Below are 12,889 nucleotides of genomic sequence, written 5' to 3'. Positions count from 1 at the left end.
TTAATTATTTTTAAAAATCTTATTTTAAAAAATCCAATCCCATTTCACGATAACGTTCTGGATCGGTATCCCAATTATCGCGCACTTTCACAAAGAGAAAAAGATGAACCTTTTGATCCATAATTTCCATGAGTTCTTTACGTGCTGCTTGACCAATCGCTTTAATTGTATCGCCTTTTGCTCCTAAGACAATTTTTTTCTGACTCTCACGCTCGACATAAATAACTTGATTAATTTTAACGGAACCATCTGAACGCTCTTCCCAGTTTTCTGTTTCAACCGTTGAGGAATAAGGAAGTTCATCATGAAGACGAAGAAAAAGTTTTTCACGCGTAATTTCAGCAGCAAGATGACGCATAGGCATATCAGAAATTTGATCTTCCGGATAATACCATGGCCCTTCCTGCATCATGTTACTCAACGCATGAAGTAAATCCTTGCAACCAGAACCGTTTAGAGCAGAAATCATAAATGTTTGCGCAAACTTTACACGTTCATTTATTTTAGTGGTTAACGCTAGAAGAGATGATTTAACAACTGTATCAACCTTATTAAGAACAAGAACTTTTTCTTGTTTCATATTGTTTACAATATCTAACATCATATCAACTTCATCCGAAAGACCACTTTGAGCGTCAATTAAAACAAGCAGAACATCAGCGCTCTTAGCCCCTCCCCAAGCAGCAGAGACCATGGCTCGTTCTAAGCGCTTATGGGGACGAAAAACACCCGGTGTATCGACCAACACAATTTGCACATCATCATGAATGACAATACCGCGGATTAAAGTTCGTGTTGTTTGTACCTTATGTGTTACAATTGAAACCTTTGTTCCAACCAATTGATTAACCAATGTCGATTTACCGGCATTAGGCATCCCAATAAGCACAACAAACCCAGAACGCGTTTTCATAACGTCACTCATGATTATTTTTTCCCACTGTTTTCCATACACCCTCTCGTCGCAAAATTTTTTCAGCTGCCATTCTTTCAGCATATCTTTTGGAGCTTCCCTGCCCAATCTCTGAAGCAAACCCAGAAATACTGACCTCTACCATAAAAACAGGATCGTGATCTGGACCTGAACGTTTTATAACCTGATAATGTGGTTGTGCATTGCCTTGGATATGCGCCCATTCCTGTAATTCTGTCTTGGCATCACGTCGACCAGCATCCATTTTCTTTGCCCTACTTTGCCAATATTTTTGAATAAAAGGGCGAACACTTTCCAATCCTCCATCGAGATATATTACGGCAATCAAAGCTTCCACGACATCTGCATGCATATTGATAAGTCGACGCCCCTCAAAATTTTTCATCTCAAAACCAACACGGATCATATCAGGAAGTCTCATTTCACGCGCAATATCAGCACATGTCTGTGCATTGACCAGATGATTTAAACGGACTGATAATTCACCTTCACTTGCCTGAGGAAAAAGTTGATACAGCATCTCTGCAATCAAAAGCCCTAAAACCCGATCCCCTAGAAACTCTAGTCGTTCATAATTCCCCTGTTCCGAATCTTGTACACTCGAGTGTGTTAATGCCTTCTTTAACCTCTCTTCATCTTTAAAACGATGCCCCGTCAGCTTGAAAAGCTGATCAATCATGAGACGTTTCATCGTTGTTTCCTTGCTTGATAAGCGGCAAATCATGAACCGTATTTATGAAAGAAAACAAACGTTTCCAACGCACATCAAATGGCCAACGCCAAATCTGCCAAGCACTTGAACCATTACTGATAGAAAAGAAAATCACGCTCGCGCGACCAATAAGATTTTCTTCTGGAACATAGCCTACATCTAAACGACTATCATCTGAATTGTCGCGGTTATCCCCCATCATAAAGTAATGTCCCTGAGGAACTTCAAAGACTTCTGTATCATCAACTTTCGGGATGAAAGCTAAATCAAGTGTATCATAACTGACACCGTTAGGCATTGTCTCGCGATAAACCTCAACAGGATAGTTCACTTCCGTTATATCAGAATTATCAATCTCCCCCATAAAGTGACGTGAAACAGCCTCATCATTAATATAAAGGACACTTTGACGGACTTGTATACGATCACCTGGTAGCCCAACAACGCGTTTTATATAATCAATCTTCGGATTACTTGGTAAGCGAAAAACGACCACATCTCCACGTTGAGGTTGAGATGCCCAAATCCGTCCAGAAAAAAGAGGAGGAGAAAAGGGGATGGAAAAACGAGAATACCCATATGCATACTTAGAAACAAACAGATAATCTCCCACCAACAAAGTAGGACGCATTGAACCGGAAGGAATACTAAACGGCTGGAAAAAAAGTGTCCGAATAAACGCTGCTAAAAGCAAAGCCTGTATTAAAACAGAAATAAATTCACGAAGCCCACCTTTTTTTTCTTTTTTATGCACTTTATCTTTTTGGATCATCACCAACTGCCTTCTCATCACAGATATAATTTTTTTCATCATAATATTCAAATAACAAAAGCACAATCTCTCACGCCATCTATCCACGTGGAAGTGCTTCGATAATAATAAATGCCTGTGCCCAAGGAAAATCATCTGTTATACTAAGATGAATAACTGCATCATGATGAGGAGGTAATAACTTTTGAAGTTGTATTTGCGCACGATTTGTTAATTGCATTATTGGTTTACCAGATGGCAAATTAACGACCCCCATGTCTTTCCAATTGATACCACAAGCGATTCCCGTTCCTAAGGCTTTAGCACATGCTTCTTTAGCAGCAAATCTTTTTGCATAAGAAGAGGAGCTTTTTTTGAGATTTTCAGATCTATTCCTTTCAATATCCGTAAAAATACGTTGGATAAAACGCTCACCATAACGAACCAACATTTTCTCAATACGTCGTATATCAACCAGATCATTTCCAAGACCAATAATCATAAGATATTACCCGATCTTTCTTACGATGAGCGCTTCTTTAAACGCCTTTTTTTTATAATCTTTTGATATCGCTTTTGTTTAAAACGAACCGTTGCTCTGTAAACACCTATATAAGATAAACCACCAAAAACAATACCTAAAAGAGTTCCCCCTAAAATCATAGGACTCATAATTGTGTCCCATGCGCCTTTAAAGAGGAGAGAGAGATTTGACAATGTCAAACCATTAAATAGAGCACGAATTTGCGAAAGAGAAATCTCTTTGACATCGCTAAAAAGTGATAAACAAAAATACCCTACTTTATAATCAGCCATGACAATCAATAAAAATGTGAGTGGATTAGAAAAAATTGTCCCAATGATTGCGGCAGCAAAGTTTGCACGCAAAAGCCAAGAAAAAAATATTGCCAAAATAATATGCAGCCCAAAGAAAGGGGAACAAGCTAAAAAAACGCCAACAGCAACCCCTAATGCTACTTCATGCGGTGTTGCTGATATACGCAAAATACGTTTATGTATGTAGCAAAATGAGCGAGAAAATGAACGACGTGGCCATAACCAAAGTCGAATACGCGTTACAAAATCTATTGGTTTTCGACGACGAAAAAGCATATCACTCTCAATATACATCTTTTGATGATGAAATAATCTATATCATCCAAATTAATCTTTTTAAGCTTTTGCACAAAAAAAATAGAACGACAATTAAATATTTCGACTGCCTGGTTTAATCGCGGGAAGAACAGAAAGCTCTGCAGGAAGTGCATCACTAGCATAAGAGGTTATCTCGTATTCAGCAAGCGCAATCAATGGAACTCCAACATTGACCTTACCACCAGAACGATCAAGGATACATGCACTGGCCAATACCTCTGCTCCTGCTGCAACAAGCGCTTCAACAGTCTCACGAATGGAAAGACCCGTTGTTACAATATCTTCAACAATAACAACCCGTGCACCCTTCTTGATTTCAAAACGACGCAATTCAAAGATGCCATTTACACGCTCTACCCAAAGAGAAGGAACACCAAGGTGACGTGAAGTTTCATAGGAAGGAATAAGACCGCCAATTGCGGGACCAACAACATAGTCAATTTTTCCCTCGATAGATTTTCTGATTTTTTCAGCCAATCCACGACATAACTTTTCCGTCAAGTCAGCATGCATGAATACTTTCGCTTTTTGCATATAAGTCGCACTATGGCGCCCCGATGTTAAAATAAAATGCCCTTCTAGAATAGCATCTGCTTGTTTAAAAATATCAATGACATCTTGTGTATTCATTGCAAAATCTTTCTTTTTATCCATGAACCCGCCGTACTGTACTTACTGAACCTGCCTTTTTTAACTGAGAAAAAATACGATTCAAATGTTTTAAATCCCACACTTCCAAATCAATCATAATTTCTGTAAAATCTGGTGCTGTACGGATAAAAGATAAATTTTGGATATTGGCATCGTTAGCAGAAATTATTTGTGTAATTTCAGCCAAAGAACCAGGACTATTTACAACTAAAATATTCATCCGTGCAGGAAAACGTTCATTCATTTGGGCATCAATATCCCAGCGGACATCAATCCATCGTTCTGGTTGATCATCATACGCCATCAAAGCTGAAGACTGGATTGGATAAATAACGATCCCAGCTCCTGGCTGCATAATACCAACAATCCGATCTCCAGGTACTGCTCCTTCCGGTGAAAAACGTACGGGTATATCTCCACGGGTTCCTCTAATAGGCAAGGCTTTAGATTGATGATTCTCGACCATTCCATTCTTTTCATTTTCTGGAACTTTAAAAATCATACCTTGAGCATTTTCAATATTAAACCAACCTTCTTCCCCAGGCTTAAAAGATGACTTTTGTACCACACGGTGATCTTGATAATCAGGATAAACCGCTTTAATCACATCAGCGGAAAACAGCTCTCCACGCCCAACAGCAGCCAATACATCCTCTACATCTTTACGTGCTAAACGTGGCAAAACTTTCTTCAAAAGGTCTTTTGAAAATTGCTTTCCCATATATTCAAATGAACGCTCTAGAATACGATATCCTAAACCCGAATATTGTTTACGTACCGCTGCACGACTTGCTCGTCGAATAGCTGAACGTGCTTTACCCGTGACAACAAGAAATTCCCATGCTGCTGGCGGAATTTGAGCGTGTGAGCGAATAATATCAACCTCATCACCATTTTTTAATTTGGTCATTAAAGGCATAATACGACCATTGATTTTTACACCAACACAAGAATCACCGATATCTGTATGGACGGCATAAGCAAAATCAATAGGCGTAGCTCCTTTAGGAAAAGCAATTAATCGACCTTTCGGCGTAAAACAAAAAACTTGGTCTTGAAAAAGCTCAAGTTTTGTATGTTCTAAAAACTCTTCTGGATTATCTCCATCAGACAAAGATTGTATCGTTTGACGCAACCATGCATACGCATTTGTTTCATTTGATAACCTCGAAGCCGAATAATTAGAACCTTTCTCTTTATAAATAGAATGTGCCGCAACGCCATATTCAGCAATTTCATCCATAGCAGCAGTTCTAATCTGCAATTCAACACGTTGTCGCGATGGTCCCACAATCGTTGTATGAATGGAACGATAATCATTCTGCTTTGGTATAGAAATATAATCTTTAAAACGACCTGGAACCATTGGCCAAGTCGTATGAATAACACCAAGAGCGCGATAACAATCATCCACTGTTTCAACAATCACACGAAATCCAAAAATATCGGATAATTGTTCAAAAGAGAGCGCCTTGCTTTCCATTTTGCGAAAGACGGAATACGACTTTTTCTGACGGCTTTTAACATTCGCTTTAATGCCATGCTCGAAAAAAAGTTTTGTCAACTCGTTTTCAATTGTGGAAAGCAAATCACGATTGCGTTTTGATAACTCAGAAAGACGATTGGTAATCGTACGATAACCTTCTGGATTTAAATAAAAGAAAGAGAGATCTTCTAATTCCTCGCGCATATCCTGCATACCCATACGACCAGCAAGCGGCGCATAAATATCCATCGTCTCCTCAGCAATTCGCCGGCGCTTCTCATCACGCATAACACCAAGGGTGCGCATATTATGAAGACGATCAGCAAGTTTGACTAAAAGAACACGAACATCATCAGAAATGGCAATAAGGAGTTTACGAAGATTTTCTGCCTGTACGGCTTTCTTTGATACAAGATCAAGCTTATTAAGTTTTGTAAGTCCTTCAACCAACTTGCCAATTTCAGAACCAAAAAGCTGATCAATTTCTGCTCGTGTAGCGCTTGTATCTTCAATTGTATCATGCAAAAGAGCAACAGCAATCGTTGCCTCGTCCAACCGCATATCTGTCAAAATAGCAGCAACTTCTAAAGGATGAGAAAAATAAAGATCGCCCGAAGCACGCTTTTGATGTGCATGCTTTTTCATTGCATAATCATAGGCCCTGTTTAAAAGAACCTCATCTACGTCAGACTTGTAACGTTGAACACGTCCAACAAGCTCACACTGACGCATCATACGAGCATATCCTTTATCTTTTCACACCCCTAATCTTTATTGAACACGTCCTATTAATAAAAGACACGAAAAATAATTGCTCCTCACATGACAAAGTATCTTTACCCCTCTAACATAAATTGCTGCAATTAATAATCGTCACTTTTTTCTGGAACAACCAAACCTTCAATACCCGCTAAAAGCTCTTCTTCTGACATATGATCAAATGAAGTACCTTCTTCTTGCGACGACGTATTAAAAACACTTTCAGCTTCACCTGAATGGGTAATAAATCCACTTGCCATTTCTGGCTCATCTACTTCCACATGCTTTTGCAGCGAATGAATAAGGTCTTCCTTTAAATCAGCAGGCGACAATGTTTCTTCTGCTATTTCACGCAAAGCAACAACTGGATTTTTATCATTATCACGATCAACCGTAATCTGCGCTCCTTGTGAAATCTGACGCGCCCGATGACCTGCTAAAAGTACCAATTCAAAGCGGTTGTCAACTTTATCAATACAATCTTCTACCGTTACGCGGGCCATTTATGCCTCTTTCTCAAATAAAAAAATAATAGCGGATAAAGGAGTATATACAATAATCAAAATAAAACACAAGAAAAACAACACAAACTTTTATATTTTTTGATTAAAGAACTTATTTAAAAAAATTCTTGGAAAATTTATAAAAATGTATAACCTATCCATGCTCGTTATCAAAATTTCTTTTAAAAGCATTCCAATAGATTGACTTCAAACAAAGGGAGGTCTTTCTTGACAAAATACTTGTCTGGAGTCCTTATCCTTTTAAAAGGAATACCTGCTGTTTAAACCCTTTGCAATAACAGCAGCCTTATACATACTTTTTATGATAATATCTTCATCTAAAGAGAGAACTTTTTTCTTTGAACGTCATGTGTATCGCACTCTTATTCATCGAATAAATTACTGAAAAATGACCTCTCTTTACACAATAATGAGCAATAAGTTTATATTAAACTTTCTTCTAAAAAAGTTTATTTATATTCATTATAGATTGTTTATCAAAACATAACCCGTCATATACGCTATAAAGACTCAAAAAATAGAAAAACGATTGATGCCTAACACCATGAATAGCCAATTAACATCACTGTGCCCAGAACCACCCAAAAATTGCAATTTATGTCCGAGGCTTCATCAATTTATCGCTGGCTGGCGTGCAAAAGAACCAAGTTGGTATAACGCACCGGTGCGCCCATTCTTTCCTTATAAAGGGCCAGATACAACACGCCTTCTTATTGTTGGGCTTGCTCCTGGATTACGCGGAGCAAATCGAACTGGACGTCCATTTACTGGTGATTATGCTGGGCACTTACTTTATTCAACTTTAAAAAAGTTTGGTTTTGCCCAAGGAACCTTTGAAGAAAGAGCAGACGATACTCTTGAACTTATTGATGCAGCAATTGTTAACTCTGTTCGTTGTGTTCCACCAGAAAATAAACCCACCGGTGCAGAAATTAACACGTGCCGCTATTTCTTCTCACCTCTTTTAACAAATCTTCCCAAACTTAAAGCCGTTATTACCTTAGGCACCATTGCGCACCATTCAACGATACGTGCCCTTAATGCAAAAGTTTTAGCTCACCCTTTTGGACACGGCGAAATCAATAACATCGGCAGATTACGCATCTTTTCGAGCTATCACTGTTCTCGTTATAATACAAATACTGGACGTTTGACAGACGCCATGTTTCATCAAATCTTTCAAGCAGCAAAAACATACTTAGATCAATGCTAAAACTGTTTTAAACAGCGCTATGAATAAAGAATATCTAGATCGCATCCATTAGCCATACCTTTTTAAAAGTCTTGCTTTTTCACGTCCCCAATCGCGTTTTTTTTCCGTTTCGCGCTTATCATGAAGCTTTTTCCCTCGCGCTAGAGCGATCTCCAACTTAACGCGCCCTCGTTCATTAAAATAAAGTTTGAGAGGAACAAGTGTCATTCCTTCACGAGACGTTGCATTAAAAAAACGTGCCATCTCACGTTTTGAAAGTAATAATTTGCGCAAACGTCGTGGTTCATGATTAAAACGATTAGCCTGCGTATATTCAGGAATATAGCTGTTTACTAACCATAATTCCCCATTCTCAAAACTCGCATAGCTTTCAGCAATATTGGCATGATTAGAACGTAAGGACTTCACTTCCGCTCCCTGAAGGACAAGACCAGCCTCGAGATTATTAAGGATTTCAAAATTAAAACGTGCTTTACGATTGTCAGCAATTATTTTCCGTACGGGCGCGTTCTTTTTTTTATTCATGGCTTTGTCAATATCATTTTATGCTTTTAAAAGACCAGCATGACTGAGGGCTGCATCAATAATCTTCTTTGTTCTTTCTGTTAATGGAACAATAGGAGAACGCACAGTATCACCACAAAATCCTAATTTTGCAGCAGCATATTTAATACCTGCTGGACTAGGTTCAATAAATACAGCACGATTAAGAGGCATCAAGCGATCATTTAATTCTCGTGCTGTTTTATAATCACCACGAAAACAAGCGGCTTGAAGCTCTGCACAAAGCTTTGGAGCAACATTAGAGGAAACTGAAATACACCCCATACCTCCATGTGCATTAAAACCTAACGCCGTACAATCATCACCGGAAAGCTGCACAAAATCTTTTCCACACTTTTCACCTTGTTCACTAACGCGCTCAATTCTGCTCGTTGCATCCTTAACACCAATGATATTGTTAAAATCTTGATAAAGGTCTTTCATCGTTTCTACAGCCATATCGATAATAGAACGACCAGGAATATTATAAATTATAATTGGAATAGAAACAGCTTTGGCAATGGAAGAAAAGTGCTTGTATAAACCAGATTGATTTGGTCTATTATAATAGGGAGTGACAACCAAAACTGCATCTGCACCAGCTTTTTGCGCGTATTGTGCAAGCTCTACGGCCTCACTTGTGCTATTTGATCCCGCTCCAGCAACAACAGGAACACGCTTTGCAACCTGCTCAACACACAATTCTATAATCCGCTTATGTTCTTCATGACTTAACGTTGCTGATTCACCTGTTGTCCCAACAGGGCTTACACCGTTAATCCCTTGTGTGATCTGCCATTCAACAAAATCACAAAACGCCTTCTCATCAATCGCGCCCTTGTTATCAAACGGTGTGATAAGCGCAGTTATAGCTCCCTTGAGCATGATAAACTCCCTATAATGTTTGCTTTTATTTTTTTTATAATCGCCTTTTATAAATTTTAAATAGAGCATAATCTTGCTCTATCATTGAAGCAAGATGAATTTCAAAAAAAGCCCCCATAAGATGAAAATGTCCCTCCTTAAATGTTGAACATTTCTTTAAAATAAGCCGTCTATATTAACGCGTTTTTCATGCTTGTGTTCTATAAATCCTTAAGTTTTTACAAAAAGCAAGGTCTCAAGGTCTTTTCTCTATGCGTGTATTTTCCACCTCTCTTTTCGTATCAACCTTTACTGCACTTATACTGGCAATAAGAATTTTATTTTCAAGTGCATACGCGCAAACACCCCTTTTGCAAGGAAACGTACCAATCCCTTTGGTTCGCCCTACTCCCTTTACCGCAAAAGAAGCTCAAGAATCTCTTCAACAGATACACACGACATCACACAATACTGCTACACTTCAGCAACTGAAAACTGGGCTAGATGCACTAGCAAACAACAATATTGCAAAAACAATAAATCTTCGTAATTCAATGGAAAAACATAGCCTTGATCGTCATATTTTGACATGGGCGCTGGGGGTGTCAAACCAAGCTAATATACCCAGTTCTGAAATATTTAATGCAATCAACATGCTAAAAGGATGGCCAGGTATAGAAACGATGCAACGCAATGCTGAACGTGCTTTTCTTAACGAAACCAACGTCACACGCGCAATCATCCAAAAATTTTCTCATCACCCGCCCCAAACAGCACAAGGGATGGCTCTCTTCGCTAAAGCACTTATCGCAACGGGACAAACCACTCGTGCTCAACACGTTATTGCGCCATGGTGGCATAAAACACAGCTTAATGCAAAAGAAGAAGTATTTGTTCTTAAAAATGCAAACGCTATATTAAAACCTATTGATCATTTGAAACGCATGCAGTTTATGCTGTATGCACATCGTTTTGATTCAGCAGCACGCGTTGCAAAATTAGCCCATGCTCAATCTCTTTTTAATGCTTTTGTAGCCGTTGAAAAAAATGATCCTAGAGCTACACAAAAATTAAAAGCTGTAGAGAGATCATGGCAAAAAGATCCTCTTTTTCAGTTTGCTCGAATACGCCATCTTCGACGAACAGAGCAATATGATGCAGCAGCAGCACTCATGATGAAAACATCTAAAGATGCATTCCGCCTTATGAACCCTCATTCATTGTGGAAAGAACAACGCGCCCTTTCTCGTGAAATGCTCGATTTAAACAAACCAAAAATTGCTTATCAACTTGTTGCAATGCACACTGGTATAACATCTGCATTAGCCGTCGATGCTGAGTTTCATGCAGGATGGTATGCACTACGGTTTCTTCATAACCCTAAATTGGCAATGCAGCATTTTTCACGTATTCCTCAACTCTCTTCTTTACCTTTTTATGCATCACGTGGATATTACTGGATGGGACGAACAGCAGAAACGCTAGAAGAACATCAAAATGCCCAGCAATACTTTCATCGCGCAGCTCATTTTGGTGCAACTTACTATGGTCAATTAGCCGCTGCACGACTCAACCAAAAAAAGCTTAAAGTTTTCTTTCCCAAACCAACAACCGCTGAGCGACAACATTTTAGTGCACGAAAAGCGATCAAAGCAATTCAACGTCTTGAAACAGCCGGCTATGCTGATTTTGCTAAAATTTTTTATAGAGAGCTCGGAAAAAAAATAGAAAGCCCCGGTGAATTAGCTCTTCTGGCTGTTATGGCAGAAAAAAATGGAGACTATTATACCAGCCTCAAAATTGGAAAAATGGCTGTTTTTCAGGGGAAAAATGTCGGTGCACTCTCTCATCCTCTGGGAGCTATACCAGCTTCTGCTAATATTTCTGTAGAAGAAAAATCGCTTATCTATGCCATTGCACGCCAAGAAAGCGAATTTAATCCAACAGCCATATCAAAAGCAGGTGCACAAGGTATACTTCAATTGCTTCCTACAACAGCAAAAGCACTGGCAAAAAAATACTCAATCGCATGGTCTCCTAAAAAATTTAGCAGTGATGCTCATTATAATGCAACATTAGGTGCCCATTTTCTCAATGAACAATTAGAACGTTTTAATGGATCCTATATACTAACTCTTATTGGCTATAATGCGGGTCCCCGTCGAGTCAATGAATGGATAAAACGTTATGGCGATCCTCGAGGACAATCTCTCGATAACGTCATTGATTGGATTGAACGTATTCCTTATACAGAAACACGTAATTACGTGATGCGTGTCATGGAAAATTATGGTGTCTACAAAGCAAGACTCACTGGGAAAATAGATATAAAAACCGACTTGCTTTCTGGTCGACGGAAATAATATGCCTTAACTTCCCAAATAGCATTTGAAAGCGTTGATAAGAAGTGTTTTTATTCCTTTTTAAATAGTACCATACCCACTTTCTTAGGACGTATAAGAAAGTAATTTTAATTGATTCAGTATTAATAAATTCGAAATGAGAAAACCCTCCGCTATTTGGGTCTTTTATTTTAAATACAAAATGATGAATTATCATTATAAATCAACAGGTAGTACAAATAATTCATTTCTTCTCAACATAGACGACAATATCATAGAGATTACAAATATAAGAGAAGAGTGAAACAAATAGCTCATCCTTTTACTGTTGCTTATTAGTCAATATTCAAATCTTGTGAAACAGCATCTTTTAAGACTATTTTTTCCTGCTTATAACATTTCTATACCAAATAAGAGCACGTTATTATATATATCGTTTGGATTATTTCTGATAATAGAAAGACAGACACATTGAGTTAGAAATCCTTAAAGCAAACAATTCTCTTCTGCCCCTTCCCTTTTCATTCGGTTTTACGACTTTTAAATATGTCAATATCTTTTAATGATGAAGATGAAGCTTTGCTTTTTTTTCTCATTTTTACATATAAGCTCACATCCTTCACACAAAACAGAGTATCCCCAAATAGTATGTTTTTCTTATTTATATTATTGTTTTATTTTAATGTTTCTAAGTCCATTTCACAACGGTGTATCTGAAAAGTACTTACGAAAATCCTCTCACGAATGGTATAAAAATCGATTAGACCTTTAATTAATAAAAGCTATAGCTCTATCACCCCTTAACTCCCAATATTGCAAAAACCCTTTCATTTAGAGCACTCATAAGAAGTATATTCACTGCTTTTTAGAAGTTTTTTATTCATGCTCCTCCTCAACTTGTATCATAAGTAAGCAGATGGTTTTGATTGATTCAACATCAAAAAAATTCGAATAA

12 protein-coding genes are annotated in these 12,889 nt (G+C 38.1%); 2 read left to right on the top strand and 10 right to left on the bottom strand.

The window, feature by feature from the left end; all coding sequences use genetic code 11:
• Positions 1–19: 19 nt before the first annotated feature.
• The 8 genes from era to rpoZ all read right to left on the bottom strand — a co-directional run bounded on the left by era (position 20) and on the right by rpoZ (position 6,951).
• On the bottom strand, positions 20–925 hold the full coding sequence (gene era / locus ACFIK1_RS00485) for a GTPase Era (RefSeq protein WP_012754937.1): 906 nt from the start codon (positions 923–925) through the stop codon (positions 20–22).
• Positions 918–1,625, bottom strand: coding sequence for a ribonuclease III (gene rnc / locus ACFIK1_RS00480; RefSeq protein WP_375634160.1), 708 nt, complete (start codon positions 1,623–1,625; stop codon positions 918–920). The genes era and rnc overlap by 8 nt, the downstream gene beginning before the upstream one ends.
• A complete protein-coding gene (gene lepB / locus ACFIK1_RS00475; RefSeq protein ID WP_375611213.1) occupies positions 1,606–2,418 on the bottom strand; it encodes a signal peptidase I in 813 nt (270 codons plus the stop codon). Before lepB ends, rnc begins: the two co-directional genes overlap by 20 nt.
• Positions 2,419–2,497: 79 nt before the next feature.
• Positions 2,498–2,899, bottom strand: a complete 402-nt coding sequence (gene acpS, locus ACFIK1_RS00470; RefSeq protein ID WP_375634162.1) for a holo-ACP synthase — start codon at positions 2,897–2,899, stop codon at positions 2,498–2,500.
• A 20-nt stretch (positions 2,900–2,919) separates the two neighbouring features.
• Entirely contained in the window at positions 2,920–3,510 is a 591-nt protein-coding gene (locus ACFIK1_RS00465) for a DUF2062 domain-containing protein (protein ID WP_375661818.1), read from the bottom strand.
• 93 nt (positions 3,511–3,603) lie between these two features.
• Entirely contained in the window at positions 3,604–4,182 is a 579-nt protein-coding gene (gene pyrE / locus ACFIK1_RS00460; protein WP_375661840.1) for an orotate phosphoribosyltransferase, read from the bottom strand.
• Positions 4,183–4,198: 16 nt separating this feature from the next.
• Complete coding sequence (locus ACFIK1_RS00455) at positions 4,199–6,424, bottom strand: RelA/SpoT family protein (RefSeq protein WP_375661817.1); 2,226 nt, start codon at positions 6,422–6,424, stop codon at positions 4,199–4,201.
• Between the two features lie 128 nt (positions 6,425–6,552).
• Positions 6,553–6,951, bottom strand: a complete 399-nt coding sequence (gene rpoZ / locus ACFIK1_RS00450) for a DNA-directed RNA polymerase subunit omega (protein ID WP_375617635.1) — start codon at positions 6,949–6,951, stop codon at positions 6,553–6,555.
• A gap of 565 nt (positions 6,952–7,516) precedes the next feature.
• Here rpoZ and ACFIK1_RS00445 point away from each other — a divergent pair.
• Positions 7,517–8,185, top strand: coding sequence for a uracil-DNA glycosylase (locus ACFIK1_RS00445; RefSeq protein ID WP_375654983.1), 669 nt, complete (start codon positions 7,517–7,519; stop codon positions 8,183–8,185).
• Positions 8,186–8,233: 48 nt separating this feature from the next.
• On the opposite strand, the gene smpB is transcribed toward ACFIK1_RS00445, so the two are convergent.
• Complete coding sequence (gene smpB, locus ACFIK1_RS00440) at positions 8,234–8,710, bottom strand: SsrA-binding protein SmpB (RefSeq protein ID WP_012231306.1); 477 nt, start codon at positions 8,708–8,710, stop codon at positions 8,234–8,236.
• An 18-nt stretch (positions 8,711–8,728) separates the two neighbouring features.
• A complete protein-coding gene (gene dapA / locus ACFIK1_RS00435; protein WP_375612952.1) occupies positions 8,729–9,613 on the bottom strand; it encodes a 4-hydroxy-tetrahydrodipicolinate synthase in 885 nt (294 codons plus the stop codon).
• 251 nt (positions 9,614–9,864) lie between these two features.
• On the opposite strand from dapA, the gene ACFIK1_RS00430 reads away from it, so the two are divergent.
• Complete coding sequence (locus ACFIK1_RS00430; protein ID WP_375661816.1) at positions 9,865–11,955, top strand: lytic transglycosylase domain-containing protein; 2,091 nt, start codon at positions 9,865–9,867, stop codon at positions 11,953–11,955.
• Positions 11,956–12,889 lie beyond the last annotated feature (934 nt).

Origin of the sequence: Bartonella sp. OC16QHHD, assembly GCF_042194035.1 — a bacterium.
Taxonomy (GTDB): domain Bacteria; phylum Pseudomonadota; class Alphaproteobacteria; order Rhizobiales; family Rhizobiaceae; genus Bartonella.
The sequence above is the reverse complement of the archived record's forward strand: the minus strand, read 5'-3'. Positions and strand labels throughout refer to the sequence as shown.